A 20,754-nucleotide genomic window follows, 5' to 3' on the forward strand; every position below is an offset into this window, starting at 1 on the left:
TGGTAGCACTCCTAGAAGTATTGCCTTCACTTCTAACTAAACATATTTACTCTTGAGTTTCCTTAATTAACAATAATTTGACACTTGGACTTATATCAGTTGCACTTTCACCTTATTTGCATTTACTAATAATAACTATTTTTTAAGGACTGATGGAATAATGGTAAAAAACTGCAAGTGTAATGGTGATAAATGTCCTCAATATTTTAAATCGCAAACAGATTCTGCTGTTAATATCGTACCTGATGGTATTTTTATGTTACCTTTAGCATTACTACCTCTAACTGTTTTAATTAAAAACAAAGATGCAGAAATCAAACTAGATTCATCTGTAGAATTTTTTGTTCAATTTCAAACAATTCCCCTTAGATCCAGCTTTTATAACTTTTAATTTAGATTATATCCTTCAACGTTCAACAAACGGTGGAGATTTTAATAATCTTACAACCATAAAACCTTCACAAACCTTTGTTACTAATCAATTTTTCTTTGAAGGATCGATAATCCCAAATCTTACTTGGACTGACAAACCTGGTATAGGTTGCCATATTTATCGTATTCTTATCCCTACTTTTAACTCTGAAGCTACTTCAATCGAAGCACTTAATATTAACATCCTTACCCGTTCATTAAATTCGATTGTTTTCTGCCATTAATGGTTTAATAAACACAATACAAAATAAGTCTTATAAGCTAATAGCATTGTTTCATCCAGAAGATCTTAGCTAATTCCTATATACCATGATGAATACTTACCCTGCGTATAGAACTTTAAAAATCCCCCTCCTATAACGGAAATGGGATTTAATATTTTTGATTAGTCTAGAGATTCGTAGAAGTTCGTAGCCTTTCGCGCTTTGCTTAATACAAGGATATACCCTACCTAACTTGTTTACAGAAAAAAGACAACCAAAGTTAGATTCTTTAGTTGTCGTCTTTAATCTATTTATTTTTTGGGTATCAGTTCTTCAATGACATTTCTAGAATTGAACAACTAGTCTTCTTCATCAAGTTTACTAAGGTGGTGGTTAATTTTCGTATTAATAAATTCAGAACGCTTACCAAATGCTCGCTTAAATGCACCTTGTTTGTCCCATTCTTCTTCAGCAAGTTGTTTAGCTTTAGAGCGCATTCTATCCTTCTTCACCATTTCTAGAAACTTTGATTCCCTTTCATCAACCTTCTTTTCAAATGTTTTATCTATTTCTGACTTAAAATCAGAAAGGCTTTCTTGCCGTTTATCAAGCTCATTTTTAAGTTCATCAATTAACTCATCTTTCATAGCTAATTGTTTAATATATTTTTCTTCAACTTGCTTTTCTAGATCTTCTCTTTTCTCAGACTCTTCATTAAGTTTTTCCTTCAATTCATCAATAGTTTGCTTATGCTCACCCACTACTTGCATAAAATTAGCTGACTCAAGAAGTTTTTGGTTGTTTTGCATGAGACTAGATATTTCACGTTTTAATTGCGGACGTCCATTTTCATCAGTCTCCATGAAAATTGTCGCTAATAAATTGGTCATTTGCATATATGACCGCAGTTCACTGTTGTCTTCAGTAGATGGAGAAAAGGTTTGATTCTTTATTGGAGAACCAATAATACCTACTTCTGCTTTTAAACCACTAAGTTTTAACTCATCTTTTAAAAGCCATATCATTCTTAGCTTTATTATAGATAGATAATTCAACCTCACGTATTTTGAATGTGGTGCTTCATCAGGTAAAACATATTCATCTAAGTTATCTATGTAATGCTTGAGCGTACTAGCAGCAATTGCCTTATCTCCACCTAAGATACGTCCAGCTTCCGCAATACTATACCATCGATGCATATCTTCTTGTAATGATTCAATAAATACAGAATCGAACAAATCATTTTTTAATGTTGATCGCTCTTTTATCTGATTATATAGTGGATCATACTTTAATTCATCTTCAATTCTTGCGATTAAGTCATTTTCATTATAAAAAGCACTCAAGGAAAACCCTCCCTTACCTACACCTTAAAACTAAATGATACGAAAAGAAACGAAACGATATAAATTTCATTTTATACCTTATATTTTATCAGATTATACCAACTACGACACTATTAATCTACCATCATCTCAATAATATTTATCGCTTAGTTATACGTAGTATGCTTTCGTATAGCTTCGCACTAATTAGAGTAGTTAAATTATTCTTAGTTAATAGAAGTTGATAGAAGTAGATCGTAGTATGAATAACGAATTGAAATGATATTTTTCGCAAAGTGAAATAAAGCCTACGAATCGATGCGATTTTTTTCGCACAAATAAAAAAACCTTGCTAAGGCAAGGTTTTTAAAGATCGTCAAGGGGATTATATTCAGTATCATTATACAATTTATCTTCAGCCTTTGAGTCCGAGAATAAATCGTCTAGATCATCATGTGTTTCGTTTTTCTTTCTTTTAAATGTAGAAAGGGCAGATAGTACATCATCGCTATCATTTTTATGTTCTTCTTGTAATTGTATCAATCTCTCATTTTCTTGAACCAACTCAGAAACTCGCTTTGGTAGGGAGAGACCAGCAAACATAGCATAAAATTGAACATAGTTAGCATCTTTTCGATCATCAATATACTGCGCAATTGGTTTTTCATCAGCAGAAGGACTAATTGTATCAATAGCATTCTCGATGTTGTTTGTAAATTGAATGTTGAAAATACGATCAGCAGTGGTCTTATTAGCAATTATACTAACTGCTAATCTATCAGCACTATTTAACTTGTAGCCATCTGATAGAACACCTTCATTTACATAGTCTTCTAGCTTAGTTAAGTACGAGATTTGTTGCTCTGAATCTATTTCAGACGATTTAGATGAAAATTTCGCTAAATGTAGTAAACCTGGTGTTTTAATTAAGTTCTCAAACTCTGAGCTATCAAAATGATATTCTCCATATGGCTTGAAACTTGATGTAACAACATTCAACTCATGAAGTGTCTCAGCCACAAAACGGTTACTAAAGGATAAGTATTCCGATACAGTTGCATTTGGAGCTTCCTTAGTATAGTAATCATAAAGTTTTTGATTATCTACAACAATTATAGAGCCCATACCTTTCATTACTTGTGAAATCGTCTGCAAGCGTTCTAATGCATTGCTTAGTACAGTTGATCCTTCTTGAACGCGAGGTAGGGTAAGGATAAGACCAAAACGTTTCTTATAACCATTTGAGTGAAGGGACTTAATCGCTTGAATAACAGTCCCAGTACCAGTTCCACCACCTAATCCTGCGACTATCCATACGAAGTCTGATGTCATAAATTGTTTTTTGATTTCTGTTTCTACTAATTCCTGGTCATTGATATATGCAGTTTCACCAATACTGATATTTCTACCAGCGCCTTTTCCATCTCCAATTGTAAGCTTTTTTATGTTAGGATTTCGGTAATCAATTTTTTCGAGATCCATTTTATTGGTATTTAAGAGAAGGGCGGTATATGGATACTTTAAGTTGGTAACTTTTGTGCTAATATCTGCACAGGATGCTGCAATAGAACAACCTCCCATCCCTAATCCTAAATAACCAAAACGTAAACTCACTGATAGGTCATCTCGTTGTAGTAGAGATTGTTTGAAATCTACAGCAGTTGCCATATCAAATTCCTCCTCTTATTATTTTTTTGATTTTCTGTACTCCAATAATTCATGTGCTAATTCTGACAAGCTAAATAACCTGGCTCGTCCAATAACTTCTACATTTACTAGACCTGCTCCTTCTAGCCTTGATGTATATGTATCTAAGATGTATCTGGATGAAATCAACTGTTGTGTTTCATCTGCTCCTGTTTTCTCGCTGTATAACTCATTTACTTTATCTCGTAGTTGTTCTTTAAGTAGAGGCTTTGGTGCAGTTTTTAAAGCTGCAAGTACCCAAGTTCCTTCCTCTAATCGATCTAACAATATATCAAGGATTTCTTCTCTTGTCAAAAGTTCACACCTCCAGCGGAGTAATTAGAGCGTCAGTTATGACCGTAATTATTAATTCTATTATTGCCTCAATAACTGAGTTAACAAAATTATATATTGACTAAGTCCACTAGTCAACTACCTAAACTCCTTATATAACAGTAGATATTACGTTTTCACACCTGATTTAATTTATTGCATTAATTATCGCGGCAATAATTAATGCAATAATCGCTGTACTATCTTCTAATTCACAATTTAGTCTCTCATCAATTTAAATATTGATCAGTATTGCGTAATAAAAATGACCAAGGACTACAAAAATTTTAAGTGTTAGTGCTTTATCATTAATAATTCCATCAATTAATTCCACTTAGATACGAAACAAATTAATTCGTGATGTTTCGTATCACGAAATCAAATGATAGAAGAATATCTTACTGAATTTATTAACATGAAAAACGAAAATCCTTTATCAATAGAAAGGGTAAATTAATATCTTTCTTATTTTTTTTTTGAAGCTCACATGTAAGGATATTTTTAACTCTGTGATTCTTAATATAAGCACCTTAAAAATCTCGAATAAATTAAAGCTATTTATTTGTTCGATCGCTTTATTATTTACAACTTTCATTATTCAAATGTAAACGAATTTCTACGGAACGAAAAGGAATGAAATTTCTCGTATATTTTCGTATCACTAAATACTAACTGCTTTGGACGTAATTGGAGTGCTATTAGTGAATTATAGTAAAATTATTAATTGGTTGATAATGGTAGAAGGGATTGAATCTTGTATATAACTTCATAGGTACTAGATAGTTCTCTTTTCGACCAATGCGGTAGCAATAGTTTTTTGGAAATAGGAGTGATTGGTATGAGAATAGTAGAATATTTTTAATATTTACTATTATTAAATCAATTCAAAGATGACATATGTCATCTGAAAATATTGAAATAAACCTTAATATAAAACTAAGTTCGAAAGGCAGAACTTACATTCTAATTAACTCAGATGGAGGAGGGTTGCTAGACGGTAGATACTAACCTTAAAAGGACGGACAAACTATTAATACTAGATTACTTACTTAATACGGGGTGGTTGCTATCAGCATAGAGTCTAAACAACTCAAGAAGAGCAGAGATCCTTTTTTTGATAATGCAAAGTTTATTCTTGTTTTTTTGGTCGTTTTCGGACACTTAATTAGTATGTTTAAGGGGAATAATGAATTTCTATATCTTATGATAAACTTCTTGGCTACTTTTAGAATGCCTGCTCTCATATTAATAGCAGGCTATTTTTCTAAGAATTTTTATAAAAAAGGGTTCATACAGAAGGTTAGTAGCAAAACAATCCTACCTTATGTTATTTTCGAAGTTTTATATTCCTATTATAACTTTGTTTTATATGGTTACGAGTCAGTCCAATTGTCATTGTTTTTGCCAACTATGGGAATGTGGTTTTTATTAAGTATGTTTTGTTGGAATTTAATGCTATTTATCTTCACTAAATTAAAGTATTCTCTTGTGATAGCTTTTTTACTGGGCATAGGGATTGGATTTTTTGACAATGCAGGCGCATACCTAAGTGTATCAAGGACATTTGTATTCTTTCCGTTTTTTCTAATTGGTTATTACATGAAAGCAGAACATTTTCATTTTGCAAAACATAAGTACGCGAAATATTTATCCTTAGTTCTAGTTATAATTTGCATCACTATTATTTGGGTTGCAGATTCTTCTATTTTTAGAATGTATCTATTAGGTAAATATTCAATTGATACAATAGGACACTCTCTATTAGGTGGAACATTATATCGTATTATCATCTACTTTATAATGCTTTGCGGTATATGTTCCTTTTTACCTTGGGTTACGAAAAAACAGGTGTTTTTCACGTCACTTGGTAAAAGAACGGCATATGTATATATATTTCATTTCTTTATCATTAAATATATTAAAACACTAGATTGGTATACCGAATGGAGTAAGATTCATATTATTATTATTCCATTCTTTGCAATAATTATCACATTACTATTGAGTTCTAAACCTTTCATTTCATTTACAAGACCTTTAGTCGAATACAAGTTCTCATTAACTACTTTTAAGAAGCCGCTTGATTATATTAAAATTTCTATAATTATGTTTATAATTATTGTCTATATTTTACATTCCTGGACTAGTAACCGATTTGAGAAATTACTTGTTGAGAACGCAAGATTGATTACTTTCAATTATTTACCATGCTTTTAATCTATGAAAAGATGACACATGTCATCTGCAATATCAGAGATATACATTAATATAAAAACTAAGATAGAAAGATAGCTCTTACATTCTAATTAAAAGGAAGTGATTTGAATGAAACAGTTAGTTAGGTTAACTTTATTTGCAATATTCCTTATCAGTTCAGTTGCCTGCAGTAACGAAGTTGTAAATGAAGAAGAAGTTCATGAACTTGTGATGGCATACAAAAAAGAGCAGTACACTATAGAAGACCCGTCTTCACCTCCTTCAGGGCTTGATATTTCTGAAAATGTTAGTGGGTATTTATCAGAGGCTGCCTTAAATGAACAAAATGTAGGTAGGATCTTTGAATTAGCACCTAATGTTGCAAAAAAACTAAACAAAAGCATTGAACTAGTAGATGTGATACTTGAAAAATATGAAGAAAATGAAAATAGCAGTATAGATTATAATTATACTTTAACATTAAAAATCGGTGCTGATGAGATTATTGAAATAGATGGACAGTTAACAATATCTAATGACAATGGTTTGAAAATCACACGTGATTTTGATCATTTTATTAGTAAATGGAACTCAATTTCACAGTAAATATTTGTTTTAAGCAATATCAAATAGTATAGATAGAAAATTTGTGAGATGTAATAGTGTGAAAAATAAGGAAAAATCAAAAGAAATTGAAGTTATTAATTATGAACTTTCTCACAACAGTAGGGTTAGCTGCTGTTTATTGCAAAGGTGTTGAAGAAAATAGTTCCTCGTCACAACTGCTTGATTTTCAAAATACGGAATATGTTGATAAAGAATAGGGGGGCTTTATGTTAGACCTAGTTATAATTGTTATTTTTCTAATTCCTATATATGGTTTGTTAATTTGGACTTATTTTTCTCCTGAGGAAAGTATATTCCTCGGGAGAAGATGGATGTATAGAGAAGAACCAGAACTATCGAAAGAGGTTATACAATATACTAAATTTACTTCTATTATTGCTATGGTTGGGATACCCTTAATTATCATAAGTTTCATGCTTGATTATTATTTCCTAAGGCTTGTTTTGATTGTTGGGTTTTCTTTCATTTTCATGTTAGGAATACTAAAAATATTTAAATGAACCCTTTCTAAACAATTGGATCTTAAAGTAAAAGAGAGAATATCTTTTGATAGTATTCTGGCTGTAGACAAAGTCTACAGCCTTTTTTATCATTTACCGGCAATAAAGGGCCATACTTCATTAATACGACTAGGTCTTATCAGTGTTGGGAATTCAAAAGGGTATAAAAAGGGGGGTATAAATTGATAATAGTAAAAGAACATCTTTATCATTTTGTAAAATAAGTGGGGGAATTAGCGAAATTAGAAATGACTAAAATAATGATTTACTAATAATTTTAAAGGTATTTAGCTATTTTGTTGACCTAATATTATATTCTGTAACCTAAAAAGTAAATTAAGAAATTGGATGTTAAGGGGAGAGAAACTTGAAGATCGTTGACGATGCTATTTTAAAACAATCCTTTATCTCAAAATGGGCAATAACTGATTTCCTACCTGAAGAAATTATATCTAATATAAAACTTTGTAAATATAACAAAGGGGAACGTATTGTTGATGCAGATGATAATCTATATAATTTATATTTTTTAGTAAAAGGGAAGGTAAGAACCTATAAATTAAACCGAGAAGGTAAAATCTTTCTTTTTAAATTTTCAAACCCACTTAGTGTCTTTGGAGAATTAGAATATATAACCAAAAAATCGAATTGCGCATTTCACCATGAGACAACCATGGAATCTTATGTGTTGAGGATTTCATCCACTGATTTGTCTGAATTAGATGGAAACAATAAGCTAAAGTTTATGCAATACATAAATGAAGCGTTAGCCCATAAGCTTTCCTCGACAACGGCTTTACTTGAGTTATTTGTCTATACATCATTAGAGGAGAGATTAGCAAGTTACATGCTTGAAATAAGTGATGAAGTAGGATCTTTTCAACCTAGTTATACTGTTAAATTCAATGAGTTAGCTTACCTTCTAGGAACAAGTTATCGACATCTATTACGCACCATTAAAAAAATGACAGATCAGGGACTAGTTATGAAAGAAAACAATGAAATCAAGGTTTTAGATGAAATCAAATTAAAGGAAATCACAATTAAGAATTTATATGAATTGTAGGATTTAATCATCACATTTAGCAAAAAAATGAAGTATTAGAAATGACAATACTAGATCACTATATAAATACTTGCTCGTCATTTAACCACGCATTTTATTTTTATGAAAGGCTCAGTTACTCGAATTGTAAATATATATAATAATAATTACAGGAAATCTCAGTTAAAATGTTGATTTCTAATAATAGTTAAATTTTAATTTTATTTAACCTATTAGTGTAAAGTTACTTTCAACTTTATTAATTCTAAGTAATAAAACAGACTCTCTTCTTAAATAAAGTGTACCCTTTGTAAACATAGTCCTTAGATGCAAATAGTATTCTTGAGTAATTATATGTAATTCGGTTATACCATTTTCCGTAATTGATTTTCTCCATATTCTTTATTGATTCCATTATACCTTCATATATATTGATAGATTGCTTGATATCCCCTTGGTTGAAAATAATATTTGCCTTTAAACTCTTGATTTCGATATCTAGATAATTATAAGAGTTTTCTGGTTGATCTATTAGTAGAACTTTGTTTATTATATTCAATGATTCATCAGGGTTTTTATAGTAAAAATAAAAATGCAACGAATATCTTTCTCAACAAGTATCGGTGGGACTTATGGATCTGTGGCGCTGGAATTTGAAATGATGTATGGTAAAGACATTGTTGTATTATCTAAAACCCCTCGCTATCCGTCCACTTTGTTCACAATGTGGTTTCAAAAACCAAAATACAGAGATGCTGGACTGTCGATATACTGTCAGATTTTTTTCTTATACAACAAACGGTACATTAGCCCTTACTCATAACCAAAGTGATCTTCTGCAATCAATTTCCATTTGATCGTTTGACTGACAGTTTAACACAAATGATGCATTGCTAACAGATGGGTGTTTTTTGTTTAAAAGAATTATTAAGAGATGAAAAGAAATGGATGATAGTAGAAGTTACAACTAAAGTCTTAAACAGGATAGATCTAATTTACGAGGTAATTCATTTTACATAATGTTAACCTCGACTATAAGAGGATAATCTTAATACCTTCTTTGGTTATAAAATATGATATTACATGTAAATTTGGCTTTTACTAGTTTTGAGGTACGGGTTATGAACAATGATAAATTGATTGATAGTGTTTTAGGTTTTCTTTCGGTAAAAAGAGGTGATGTCAATCTAGAGATATTAAATAAACTAGTAAGTTATGTTATATAAATACTTTCACTATATAGATTGATCGTTCACAATAGGGGTCATTTTAGTAATAAAGGAGATGGTTGTGTACACTAAGAATATTTCCGTGTAGTTTAATTTTCAATTCAGAACAATGGATAATTTTTTACACTCTATAGATATTTACAATCAATTAAATATTAAAATTAGGAGGGATTTAATGTTTCCTGGGACTTTATACGAGACTCACGTTAAAACAAAAAACTTAGATAAGGCCATTTCTTTTTACAAAAAGTTAGGAATGGATCATGCGTATACTATAGAAGATCGAAGGGTAGCCTTTTTTTGGTTTGACAAAAATCATAAAAAAGAGCAGATGCTGGGTGTTTGGGAGGTACAGGATGATGGTTTCCATAAGAGCCACTTTGCTTTCAGAATTAGCTATGAAGATATGTTGAATGCACGCGAATGGCTCCTTGATCATGGAATTAGTCCGAGGGCTGCCTTTGGACTTGAGTCAACGGAACCTATCGTCCATACGTGGGTACCCAACGCAAGTATTTACTTTTATGATCCAGACGGGAACTCATTGGAATTTTTATGTCTGCTTCCTGAAAAGAAAAAGGTAAGTAAAGATGTGATGTATTTAAGTGAGTGGGAACAGATTAGTCTTGAATGAAATTAATCACTGCATTTTCGGTATTGGATTTTTTATTATTTTTTAAAATGACGCAAATCTCAAAAAAGATAAGCGTCTTTTTTATTTTAAGGGCCATAGGACAACAAGTTGTTTTAATCTATTTAATGTATGTGCTGTATTGCATAGAAATTATAGTAACAAGGTTTCTAACTAATTAGTTAATAACAAAAAAACTAAAAAATACATGCCTACCCAAGGGTTGACTACTGCTATTTGATAAGAACAATAAGTAGTAAGCCTCCACGATATTTAAAAGGATAATGTCAATTACACACATTATGTTACAAAGTATCCATTAGGCTATTGAAAAACGCTTTTATCCTCCCCGTATGAGTACTTTGTAAGTGTAATTTTTCTTATGTTTTCCACGTAGTTAGAATTAATTTCTCCAAAGATTATTCCAACTTAACCTTCAATTACTTCACATTGTTCCTCTTTAAACTGGAGTTTTCTGACTAGAAATATTTAAGATCTTCTCTCACATAGGACTAAAAGTCCATTAATAGATTTTATAAAATTTATTAATATGCTGCACTTTTGTATTCCATTATTTACAATGACTGATGTCATCATTTGTAAGGTATTAAATCCTATAAAATAAATAATTATTAAGGTAAAGAAGAATACAAAAAAATATAATACAAGGCTGTTATATCTAATTTACAAGTCAGTTGAAGGGAATTATCTTCTACCAACAGTACCAATACTGTTGGTGTTCCTTTAGCTGAGTATCATTCAACTTCTTATACAACACTAAAGTAAATGGTTAAAATTGTTATTGACATACTACGTACTACATGTGTAGTATTGTCATCAGGTACTACATTTGTAGTCCTGAATATTCTTGAATAGGAGGTGTACTTTATATTAATACTCTATCAAAAATATCAGAATCAGGATGGAGAGTTATAGAGGTTTTATTGAAAAGTTAACCTTGGACTCCTACTAAAATTATTTATCAGTTAAGTAGTACGGCCGATTGGAATCCCAAAACGATACACACCTTAATAAATCGTTTTGTGATTAAAGAGGTGATAGGTGTTAAAAAGGGAGAATGATTTAAACTCTTTTTCCCACTTATATTTGCTGAAAAATGGAGATCAAAAAACGTCTATTCTCGATATCTGGCCAAATGTCTATTACAAATTTTATTAAAGATGAGAAGCTGACTGAAAAAAGTTGAAGAAATAAAAATACTTCTTCAACAAAAAAGTGATAATGAAGAATAATTCTGTGTGAATAGTGTGGTGAGGAAATGGATATACAAGGTTTATTTTCAGTTGTTTTAAAATTGTCTCTATTAGGAAGTGTGATGGCAGGTGTAATTGTCCTTATGAAAAAAGGATTCCATAATAAGATGTCTGCTCATTGGCACTATTACATTTGGTTACTGCTAATTGCTAGACTAATCATACCCTATAGTTTTGAAACTTCGTTATTTATGCCTGAAATAGATCCAGATCTAAGCACCTCAAATTTGGTAGGATTTGAAGAATCTTTGATTAGTAGTCAAACCAGTACAAATGAGGTAAAAGAAAACAATAGTGCAAACGAAGAAGTGTCACCGGTAAAAAGTAGTAACGAAGAAAAGATAGTCTCTATTAGCCCTTCAATACAAGTATTACCAATGATTTGGATAGCGGGTGCTACCATCACCCTGTTAATTATGTTAATAGTGAATTTCCATTTTCAATGGAGAATATCAAAGATGAGAAAGTGTGATGATCGTGAATTATTAACTCTTCTAGAAGAATGCAAAGAGAAATTAAAGAATAAATCCAAAGTTAAAATCATTTATGATGAATCAACGGGTACACCTTCTGTTGTTGGCTTATTTCGACCTAAAATTCTTTTAAATAAAAATATGTTTAATAGGTTATCGAATAATGAAAAAAAATATGTACTGTTACATGAACTAACACATATTAAGCGATATGATATTTTGGTTCATTGGCTAATCATCTTCATTCAAGCTATTCATTGGTTTAATCCAGTCATTTGGTATAGCTTTTCCGCGATGAGGAAAGATTGCGAAATATCTTGCGATGCATCTGTGTTATCACGATTAAAAAGGGCAGAACACTTAGAGTACGGTTCTTCTCTTCTTACCGTAATAGAACAAATATCAAAGACAACATTTATCCCGAGATCAATTGGGATATCCACAAATCACTCACATATGAAATTAAGATTGGAGAGAATTACTATGTTTAAAAAACAATCATGGAAATGGATCACTCTTTCAAGTACGCTAGCTGTTGGAGTTACGCTGTCAGGATTCACCACATTTACTAATGCTGCTGCTAATAATTTAATCGATACTTATGAAGATTTAAATATCGAAATGGAAATTCAGTCTATCGCAGAGGCCAAGTATTTAGATTATTATGATTTAGAGTTTTCTACTGATAATAAAGAAGTTACTATTAAGTATTATCCTAATGTTACTAATTATCCTTTTACTGAACAGGACTTCAAACCATTCCAAAGTGATGTACAACAACGTGTTGAAGAGTTACTTAAATCAAGAAATTATGATGACTACGAAGTAAATGTTCTTGTAGATTGGGTAGAATATGAAGAATGGGCAAAAAAACAGGATGAAGCACAAGAACCTCAAAAGGAAGGAGAAAATAACCTCTTTTCAATAGATGCTCAAATAGAACAGGAGCACGATATCGAGGTTAATGTGTACGATAATGGAAACACTCTTGATCTAGAATTTTTAAGAGATGGTGAAAGGATAGCAAACCCTGAAGAGATTAACAACTATCACAGAGAATTTATCGATCTTGCTAAAGAAAAAGGCACGATTATCAACTTTAATGAAACATCAACAAGGCCTTTTATTATTTATTTTGGAGAATTAGGTAATACCGATAATAGAAGTGTTATTGAGGCTATTGACTTAGGGTTAAAGGAAATTGAAGAACTGAAAGTTACTTCAACGACGTTAGTATCAATTAATGACCCAATTTTCGTTAATACGGATATTGATAGTTCAGATCCGAATGCTAAAGAAGTAGAAAAAAAGATTAAACAGTTAATAAACGAATTTTTAGAATACAAACCGATTAGTGAAAAGATTTCTGGACCGATGGATGTTATAGTTCAAACTAAAGAATAATATTATGAATATCAACTCACTAATGGGGAGTATATTTATGCCAACTTTAATAAATAATTCTCTAATCTAACTTGGACAATTGACTCCAAGAAGTCTTACAGAAGTGTGTAGAGAAAAAGAATTTTTTCTCTACACACTATTATTTCTAGCAAACTTTCTACTTTGTATAATAAAAGAAGATTGAGGCCTAGCTTAGCAGAAGCTGTAAAAAGTTTTCATATATATAGTGGAAAGTTCAAATTTGTCGTGTTGATAGGAGGTATGATACATGTGGAGAGAAATAGTGAATTTATTAGTTTTATCCTCTCTAACAATGTCTATATTATATTTTTGGCTGGAGGGATACCAATTAAGCATAGGGTCTAGTGTTATTTATCCTATTTTTATTATCTCTTTTATCTTTTTGTTATTTTATTTACTGTTCGCTTTACCAACCTATATACTATTAAAACGAATAAAAATGCATAGAAGGTTTAGTTTAGTAAATTTCTTTACTTATCTATTTGTTTCTTTAATTGTTCATATCTTAATTAATTCTATTATTATGAGTCGCTCTTTTTTTAATAACACTGAAATTTATATATATGTAGTTACTACATCAATAACCTTTTGGTTTTGGGAATCACTATTACTAAATGAAAGAGAAAATACTTGTTACTAGTTTCAAATAGTACAGCAAGAGAAAGTGAATGTTGCAACATTTACTTCATGTATATTATTATCTGACCGTTTCAGAGAATTATAGATGAGGTTTATGGATAGTCACCTCTATTCTCTATGACTATCAACCAACAAGAGCAGGGGAACATTCGAAACGTTTTTTTACGGGTTCTAAAGGTTTTTTACAAGTAGATGGATATAGTGGTTATCATCAAGTCCCAGATGTCACCCTTGTGGGATGTTGGGCACATGCGAGACGTAAATTTGATGAAGCCTTTAAGGCTTTACCTGATTCACAGAAGAAGAAAAAGGGTAAGGCAAGTGAAGGTTTACACTTCTGTAATCAAATTTATTTCATAGAAAGGGAACTGAAAGATCTTAGCCCTATAGAGCGATATGAGCAGGGACTTGAAAAAAGCAGGCCCATTTTGGACCTTTTTTCAGCATGGCTTCATGAACAGAAAGATCGCGTTCTACCTAAAAGCGCTCTGGGACAAGCGATCACCTATTGTTTAAACCAATTGAATCGTCTCGAAGCGTTTTTATTAGACGATCATTTAGAAATTGATAATAACAGAAGTGAACGTTCCATTAAGCCATTTGTCATTGGGAGAAAAAATTGGATGTTTTCGAATACACCGCGAGGTGCTTGTGGTAGTGCCATTAAGTATAGTGTAGCTGAAACGGCAAAAGAAAATGGGTTGAGCTCTTATCATTATCTGTGCTACTTATTTGAAACGCTACCTAATATTGATTTAACTAATAAAGAGGAAATCGATAAAGTCTTACCTTGGTCGGTCAACGAGTCTCTCCGAGATTTGTAGAGTTCCGATAAAAAGTAAACCAAATAAAAAGTAATCCAGAAACAAATTCATTCTTGTTTTCTGGGTTGTTTGACGTTTACTTTTTGAAAATACTCCAAAGTAATTTTTCTTAGTATTTGGAAGAAAGCTTCAGGTTTACATTCATGTGCAATCAGAAAATAAACTTTACTAGAGATAAAATTTGTTTCAATAGCTATCGGAGGATTTAACAGTTTAAGAAATAGAGTCTTTCCATTTAGAAATGGCTGTTTTTCTATCTCGCGTAAGAAAGTGACGATAATGAATATTAGCATACACTAAGGAGCATTTAGTTTATCTGCACTTTTTCATCAAACTTCTAACTTTACATAGAGTAGCATAACAAAAAAATTTGTCCAAATACTTCATAGCTCCTTGGAATCTCTTCCTCCATGCTTGCTCCTTATTCCATTACATTCCGAACTGAGGATAATCCCTATAATATAAATGTTCAATTACATATCAGTCTCTCGACACCTCATTAATCTATTAATAAATACTGTTATGTCCCAGACTCTTTAATATTGTTTTTCTTAATTTTTTGCACCTTCTGTTTATGATTTTACCAAATTAAAGGTTCAAAAAGAATCAAATGAATGGCTAAACAAAAGTAACAATTGTCTCTTATTTCGTATTACAAATATGTAAGATATTTGTAAGGTAAAACGATAGGTTTCCTTTATTACCTTCTGTAAGATAATCAATGAAAGGAGAGTTGTCATATGGAAAAAAGCATCATTAACAAACGAATTGATGCACTTGATTACATTCGAGGCTTCGCATTGCTGGGCATTATTTTAGTCAATATCCTCACACTTCTAGATATAGACATACCAGACCCAAATACGATTGATGCTAGCTATCAAAGATTTCTATATTTATTTGTGGAAGGTCGTTTTTACTCAATTTTTTCTTTTCTATTTGGAGTAGGCTTCTATATTTTTATTACCCGAGCTAATGCAAAAGGGAAGAAAGGATATGTTCTATTTTTACGTAGACTTGTTGCATTATTAGCCGTTGGGGTTTTACATTCAATATTTCAACCAGGAGAAGCATTAAAGTATTATGCCATCTGTGGTTTCATTGTTTTACCATTTTATAAATTGAACAAGCATGTAAATTTATATTTAAGCATTATGTTAATCATTGTGTTTGGTGTCATGGGGGAAAAATTACTGTTAACCTTGCCTCTCATTTTATTAGGGCTTGCTTGTGGCCAGTTTAAAGTGTTTGAAAATCTTTCGCAAAAAACAAAGAAAATTCTTGCTTTTACATTGGTTATGTTTGCCCTTTCCGGGATTGGATTGTTTGCTCAATACCAAAAAATACCTGAAATTCCATTTCAAAATATGATTGTTACATCTGAAGACGGCTCAATGGATAAAGCAAGTTACTTTTTAAAAACTGGTGTAACAGTCGGGGCAATTCTTTCTGCTTTTTATGTAGGGTTACTGCTGTTGCTTTTGCAAACAAAAATAGTGCAAACACTATTATTTCCTCTTAAATATTACGGCCGCATGGCATTAACTAATTATCTTGGTCAAACTGCTTTCATTTTTCTAGCTGGAAACCTATTCAATTTCACAGCTAACCTTACGTACATCCAAACACTATTGCTTTGTCTAACAATATACGTGATTCAAATTATTTTCAGCGTAGCTTGGCTGCGACTGTTTAAAATGGGACCACTTGAGTGGGTTTGGCGTGTTTTTACGTATTGGAAATTAACACCTTTGTTAAATAATAAACTCGAAGCACCACTGAATAGGAAAAAATAGAAGGTTACAAAATGAATATATCAGTTGTAGGCGTGAAAAACGAAATAAAAGTATACGATAAAAAAGGCGAGAACCAATCGCATACTTTAAAATGAGTGTCGTTCTCTATTCAAGAAGGTGAATTTGTTGGGATGATGGGACCATCTGGTTCAGGGAAAACTATATTATTAAATGTTATCTCCACTTTAGATAAGACCACAGACGGTACTGTTCATATCGCTGGTACAGATATTACAGAAATGAAGGAGCAGCTATCCGATTTCCGCTTACTTTGAAGCCAAATGCCACTGTTTTTTGTCTAATAATTAGATACTTAAGAGAAAAGTACATCTAAGATTAACTAACCAAGAATCATATCAATTACGGATAGCTTTTTCCTATCTTTGAAGTTATTTTTTGGAACATAATGGAATTGATTCAGCAACCTTTAAAAAAGATGACGGGTGATTGTTTTCCATTATTTACAATGACAGATGTCATCATTTGTAAGGTGTTTAATCCTATAAAATAAACATATGAAAAGACAAATAAGAACAATTTTTTTTAATAGATAATTGTACTAAAACACAAATGATAGAAAGCCATTATATTTAATCAAACAGTCGGTATTATAAGATTAAATTATAACAACCATACTACTTCTGTTTGGTGTTTCTTTACCGAGATATTATTCATTCAACTTCCTTAAGAACAATAATATTTAGTAATAATAACCATTGACAGTGTGTGTACTACGAGTGTAATATCATTATTAGGTACTACACTTGTAATATTATATGTGTATATAGGGAGATGTTGCATTTGAATAGTCAATTAAAGATAACTGAATCAGAATGGACACACGGTTTTATCACGATTAAAAAGAAAAGAACACATAGAGTAATAGAGCACAAGCTAAGAAAACATTTATCCCGAGATCATTTGGAATGTCAACAATTTGTTCACCTGCGAAAATATGATTGGAGGGAGTTTTAATGTTAAAAAAACAATCTTGGAAATGGATTACTCTTTCAAGTAAGATAGCTACAGGAGTTATCCATCCAGTATTTACCACGATAAAAAATGTTGCGGCTAATAATTTAATCGATATTTATAAAGATTTAAATATCGAGTTGGAAATAAAGTCTATCGTAGAGGCCAAGTATTTAGATTATTATGATATAGCGTTTTCTACTGTTAATAAAGAAGTTACTGTTATGTATTACCCTAATGTTACTGATTATCCTTTTACTAAACTGGAATTCAAAGCATTCCAAAGGGATGTACAAAAACGTGTTGAAGACTTACTGAAATCAAGAAATTATTATGACTACAGAGTAAATGTTCTTGTAGATTGGGTAGACCATAATGAATGGCTTAAAAGACTGGATGAAGAAAAGGAACGTCAAAAGGAACAAGAATATAAAATCTTCTCAGAAATAGAATCTCAAATGGAACAGGAACACAATATTGAGGTTATAGCAGGCACTCACCCTCAACTAACTTTTTATAGAGATGGTGAAATCATTACAAACCCGAAAGAGGTTAACACCTATCACACAGAATTTATCGATCTTGCTATAGAAAAAGGTACAAGTATCAACTTTAAAGAAGTAACAACAAGTCTCGTAAACGTTTATGGTGAGGAACTTGGTTTTAAGAATAAATATAGTAATAAAGACTGGGACAATGTTGTTGATGCTATTGACATAGGGTTAAAGCAAATTGAAGAGCTGAGAGTTACTTCTACAACCATATTAACGTTTGATGATCCAATTATTGTTAATACGGATATTAATAGTTTAGATCCAAATGCTAAAGAAGTAGAAAAAAAGATTAAACAGTTAATAAACGAATTTTTTCAATATGAACCCATTAGCGAAGAGTTTTCTGGACCATTTGATGTTATTGTTCAAAACAAAGAAGTTAAGCCAATTGAGAATAATAACGTGATATATTTTCAACAAGAGTTGGACGAATTACAGCAACAAGTTGATGAAAGACATAGATCAACATTGTTTACTAAAAAAATAAATAGAAGAAATAAAAAAGTTTATTCAACAAAATAGTGAGAATGAAGAATAATTCACTTTGAATAGTGTGGTGAGATAATGGATGTACAAAGCTTATTTTCACTTGTTTTAAAATTGTCTCTATTAGGAAGTGTAATGGCAGGTGTCATTTTCCTTATTAAAAAAGGATTTCATAATAAGATGTCTGCTCATTGGCACTATTATATTTGGTTATTGCTAATTGCTAGATTAATCATACCTTATAGTTTTGAAACTCCGTTATTAATGCCTGAAAAAGAACCAGAACTAAGTACCTCTAGTTCGGTAGGATTTGAAGGAACTATTGATCATTCCAATACAACTGAGGTACAAGAAAGCAATAATTTACAGGAAGCAGTGTTACCGGTAAAAAGTAGTGAGGAAGAAAAGATAGTTTCTATTAAGTCTTTAAAACAGGTATTACCAATCGTTTGGATAGCTGGTGCTACAATCACCTTATTAATTATGTTATTAGTGAATTTTCATTTTCATTGGAGATTATCAAAAAAGAACAAGTGTGATGATTATGAATTATTAAATCTTCTAGAAGAATGCAAGCAGAAATTGAAAGTTAAAGCCAAAGTTCAAATTATTTATGATGAATCGATGGGTACACCTTCAGTTGTTAGTTTTTTTCGACCAAAAATCCTTATTAATAAAAATATGTTAAATAGTTTATCCAGTAATGAAATAAAATTTGTACTATTACATGAGCTAACACATGTTAATCGAAATGATATCCTTATTCATTGGATAATCATCTTCGTTCAAGCAATTCACTGGTTTAATCCAATCATTTGGTATAGCTTTTACGCGATGAGGAAAGATTGCGAGATTTCATGTGATGCGTCTGTGTTATCACGACTAAAAAATGATGAACACTTAGAGTATGGGTCTTCCTTGCTTACAGTAATAGAACAAGTATCAAAGAAAACATTAATCCCTCGATCAATTGGGATGTCAACAAGTCGTTCACATATGAAATTAAGATTGGAGAGAATTACCATGTTTAAAAAGCAATCTTGGAAATGGATTACTCTTTCAAGTATTTTAGCTGTAGGAATTATCGTATCAGGCTTTACCACATTTACTAATACTACTTCAAATGATTTAACAGATATCGAGAATGACTACTTAAGTTCTATGTATTATGAACAAACCGAAGTAAGACCAAAGATGTGGGATGAGATCTTCGATGAAACTAAAGATATTTTAAAAAAGAACGGGTATGAGGGACGTGTAGAAGATTTTTCAGCACCTGAAAAATATGTCAAAGTTGCAGTTTTAGCTTCTGGGCAGGAAATATATGATATAAAAGGCGACGTAATAAATGGTATCCAAGATATATTGAATTCCTATGGTTATGAAGGATTTGAAATTACGTTATTTCAAACTGAAAACCTTGATGGACCTCATGAAGTTGATATTAAGGTTCAGAATAAAAATAAAGAGATCGATAAAGCACTTGAAGAGGTATGGAATCAGCATAAAATTTGGAGGTACGGTGCTAGTGTTGATGACAACCATATGTATAACACAATAACCCTAGGGATATCTGATAATGATAAGAGAACTGATTTTGAAGTAGAGGATATGTTCAGAGATATTTTATTAAGAAATGGATTTTCTGATCCGCTAAAAGTTCAAGTACACAGGTTTGACGTAAAAAAATATGTGGTCAATGATATTTATCTAAAGGTGGGGTCTACAATAATAGAAGGGTTAATAAATGAGAGTGAAGCGCTAAAGATAAATTATACGCCATGGTTTGACCCCGATCTTAATCAAATAAATGTAAAAACATCTATGGTCAATGCTGATAAAGAAGCCGAACTATTAGGAAGTGAAATCGAGAGAATAATTACAGAGTTCTTACAATCGGGTATAGTAGATCAATTCGTTTTTGAAGCTAACGAATTTCTTATATCCATGGGAGAAGAGAAGTTAAGCAATGATGATGCTAGTGAAATTTTTGAAATTGTTGTACTAGATGAAAATAATATCAGAATCAACTAAAGTTATTCGTTGTTAGCTTCCAAGTTGATAATACTAAATAACCATGGTTATCGTTTTAATAGAATTTCAA

The 20,754-nt window shown here is 31.3% G+C and carries 17 protein-coding genes and 2 pseudogenes; 15 read left to right on the plus strand and 4 right to left on the minus strand.

Going from position 1 to position 20,754, the window contains the following annotated elements:
- Positions 1–160 precede the first annotated feature (160 nt).
- Positions 161–391 carry a hypothetical protein gene (locus tag SLH52_RS22430; protein ID WP_320211429.1) on the plus strand — a complete coding sequence of 77 codons (231 nt, stop codon included), beginning with the start codon at positions 161–163 and terminating at the stop codon, positions 389–391.
- A gap of 603 nt (positions 392–994) precedes the next feature.
- Here SLH52_RS22430 and SLH52_RS22435 read toward each other — a convergent pair.
- From SLH52_RS22435 to SLH52_RS22445, 3 genes are all read right to left on the minus strand, one after another.
- The gene (locus SLH52_RS22435; protein ID WP_320211430.1) at positions 995–1,981 is read right to left on the minus strand and encodes a hypothetical protein; all 987 of its coding nucleotides are present in this window, start codon (positions 1,979–1,981) and stop codon (positions 995–997) included.
- 345 nt (positions 1,982–2,326) lie between these two features.
- Positions 2,327–3,628 carry a plasmid replication protein gene (locus tag SLH52_RS22440; protein ID WP_320211431.1) on the minus strand — a complete coding sequence of 434 codons (1,302 nt, stop codon included), beginning with the start codon at positions 3,626–3,628 and terminating at the stop codon, positions 2,327–2,329.
- A gap of 18 nt (positions 3,629–3,646) precedes the next feature.
- Complete coding sequence (locus tag SLH52_RS22445) at positions 3,647–3,961, minus strand: hypothetical protein (RefSeq protein ID WP_320211432.1); 315 nt, start codon at positions 3,959–3,961, stop codon at positions 3,647–3,649.
- 1,077 nt (positions 3,962–5,038) lie between these two features.
- On the opposite strand from SLH52_RS22445, the gene SLH52_RS23460 reads away from it, so the two are divergent.
- The 4 genes from SLH52_RS23460 (at position 5,039) to SLH52_RS22460 (ending at position 8,368) form a co-directional block, all read left to right on the plus strand.
- Positions 5,039–6,196, plus strand: coding sequence for an acyltransferase family protein (locus SLH52_RS23460; protein ID WP_413785576.1), 1,158 nt, complete (start codon positions 5,039–5,041; stop codon positions 6,194–6,196).
- A gap of 108 nt (positions 6,197–6,304) precedes the next feature.
- Positions 6,305–6,781, plus strand: coding sequence for a hypothetical protein (locus SLH52_RS22450; RefSeq protein WP_320211433.1), 477 nt, complete (start codon positions 6,305–6,307; stop codon positions 6,779–6,781).
- 227 nt (positions 6,782–7,008) lie between these two features.
- Entirely contained in the window at positions 7,009–7,302 is a 294-nt protein-coding gene (locus SLH52_RS22455; protein WP_320211434.1) for a hypothetical protein, read from the plus strand.
- Positions 7,303–7,669: 367 nt separating this feature from the next.
- Positions 7,670–8,368 carry a Crp/Fnr family transcriptional regulator gene (locus tag SLH52_RS22460; protein WP_320211435.1) on the plus strand — a complete coding sequence of 233 codons (699 nt, stop codon included), beginning with the start codon at positions 7,670–7,672 and terminating at the stop codon, positions 8,366–8,368.
- Between the two features lie 244 nt (positions 8,369–8,612).
- Here the strand turns inward: SLH52_RS22460 and SLH52_RS23465 are convergent, their stop codons facing one another.
- Positions 8,613–8,945, minus strand: coding sequence for a hypothetical protein (locus SLH52_RS23465; protein ID WP_413785577.1), 333 nt, complete (start codon positions 8,943–8,945; stop codon positions 8,613–8,615).
- An 806-nt stretch (positions 8,946–9,751) separates the two neighbouring features.
- Here SLH52_RS23465 and SLH52_RS22465 point away from each other — a divergent pair.
- From SLH52_RS22465 to SLH52_RS22500, 10 genes and pseudogenes are all read left to right on the plus strand, one after another.
- Entirely contained in the window at positions 9,752–10,210 is a 459-nt protein-coding gene (locus tag SLH52_RS22465) for a VOC family protein (RefSeq protein ID WP_320211436.1), read from the plus strand.
- Positions 10,211–11,181: 971 nt separating this feature from the next.
- Positions 11,182–11,289 (plus strand): hypothetical protein, encoded by a 108-nt coding sequence (locus SLH52_RS23470; protein WP_413785579.1) that lies wholly within the window; start codon positions 11,182–11,184, stop codon positions 11,287–11,289.
- A gap of 197 nt (positions 11,290–11,486) precedes the next feature.
- Positions 11,487–13,358, plus strand: coding sequence for a M56 family metallopeptidase (locus tag SLH52_RS22470; protein ID WP_320211437.1), 1,872 nt, complete (start codon positions 11,487–11,489; stop codon positions 13,356–13,358).
- Positions 13,359–13,626: 268 nt separating this feature from the next.
- On the plus strand, positions 13,627–14,019 hold the full coding sequence (locus SLH52_RS23475) for a UPF0715 family protein (protein WP_413785578.1): 393 nt from the start codon (positions 13,627–13,629) through the stop codon (positions 14,017–14,019).
- 109 nt (positions 14,020–14,128) lie between these two features.
- Positions 14,129–14,842: pseudogene (tnpC, locus tag SLH52_RS22475) on the plus strand (IS66 family transposase); the annotation flags it as partial.
- A 740-nt stretch (positions 14,843–15,582) separates the two neighbouring features.
- Positions 15,583–16,638 carry a DUF418 domain-containing protein gene (locus SLH52_RS22480; RefSeq protein WP_320211438.1) on the plus strand — a complete coding sequence of 352 codons (1,056 nt, stop codon included), beginning with the start codon at positions 15,583–15,585 and terminating at the stop codon, positions 16,636–16,638.
- Positions 16,639–16,649: 11 nt separating this feature from the next.
- Positions 16,650–16,904 (plus strand): annotated as a pseudogene (locus tag SLH52_RS22485) (ATP-binding cassette domain-containing protein); the annotation flags it as partial.
- A gap of 535 nt (positions 16,905–17,439) precedes the next feature.
- On the plus strand, positions 17,440–17,613 hold the full coding sequence (locus SLH52_RS22490; RefSeq protein WP_320211439.1) for a hypothetical protein: 174 nt from the start codon (positions 17,440–17,442) through the stop codon (positions 17,611–17,613).
- Positions 17,613–18,686: a hypothetical protein gene (locus SLH52_RS22495; RefSeq protein ID WP_320211440.1), complete on the plus strand. Its 1,074-nt coding sequence runs from the start codon at positions 17,613–17,615 to the stop codon at positions 18,684–18,686. The genes SLH52_RS22490 and SLH52_RS22495 overlap by 1 nt, the downstream gene beginning before the upstream one ends.
- 42 nt (positions 18,687–18,728) lie before the next feature.
- Positions 18,729–20,684, plus strand: coding sequence for a M56 family metallopeptidase (locus tag SLH52_RS22500; RefSeq protein WP_320211441.1), 1,956 nt, complete (start codon positions 18,729–18,731; stop codon positions 20,682–20,684).
- Positions 20,685–20,754 lie beyond the last annotated feature (70 nt).

The organism is Cytobacillus sp. IB215665, assembly GCF_033963835.1.
Lineage (GTDB): Bacteria > Bacillota > Bacilli > Bacillales > SM2101 > Nanhaiella.

Coding starts and splice junctions, on each gene's coding strand:
- SLH52_RS22450 (WP_320211433.1), top strand. CDS start 6,305: ATGAAACAGTTAGTTAGGTTAACTTTATTTGCAATATTCCTTATCAGT.
- SLH52_RS22465 (WP_320211436.1), top strand. CDS start 9,752: ATGTTTCCTGGGACTTTATACGAGACTCACGTTAAAACAAAAAACTTA.
- SLH52_RS22495 (WP_320211440.1), top strand. CDS start 17,613: ATGTTAAAAAAACAATCTTGGAAATGGATTACTCTTTCAAGTAAGATA.
- SLH52_RS22470 (WP_320211437.1), top strand. CDS start 11,487: ATGGATATACAAGGTTTATTTTCAGTTGTTTTAAAATTGTCTCTATTA.
- SLH52_RS23475 (WP_413785578.1), top strand. CDS start 13,627: ATGTGGAGAGAAATAGTGAATTTATTAGTTTTATCCTCTCTAACAATG.
- SLH52_RS22430 (WP_320211429.1), top strand. CDS start 161: ATGGTAAAAAACTGCAAGTGTAATGGTGATAAATGTCCTCAATATTTT.
- SLH52_RS22480 (WP_320211438.1), top strand. CDS start 15,583: ATGGAAAAAAGCATCATTAACAAACGAATTGATGCACTTGATTACATT.
- SLH52_RS22440 (WP_320211431.1), bottom strand. CDS start 3,628: ATGGCAACTGCTGTAGATTTCAAACAATCTCTACTACAACGAGATGAC.
- SLH52_RS22455 (WP_320211434.1), top strand. CDS start 7,009: ATGTTAGACCTAGTTATAATTGTTATTTTTCTAATTCCTATATATGGT.
- SLH52_RS22500 (WP_320211441.1), top strand. CDS start 18,729: ATGGATGTACAAAGCTTATTTTCACTTGTTTTAAAATTGTCTCTATTA.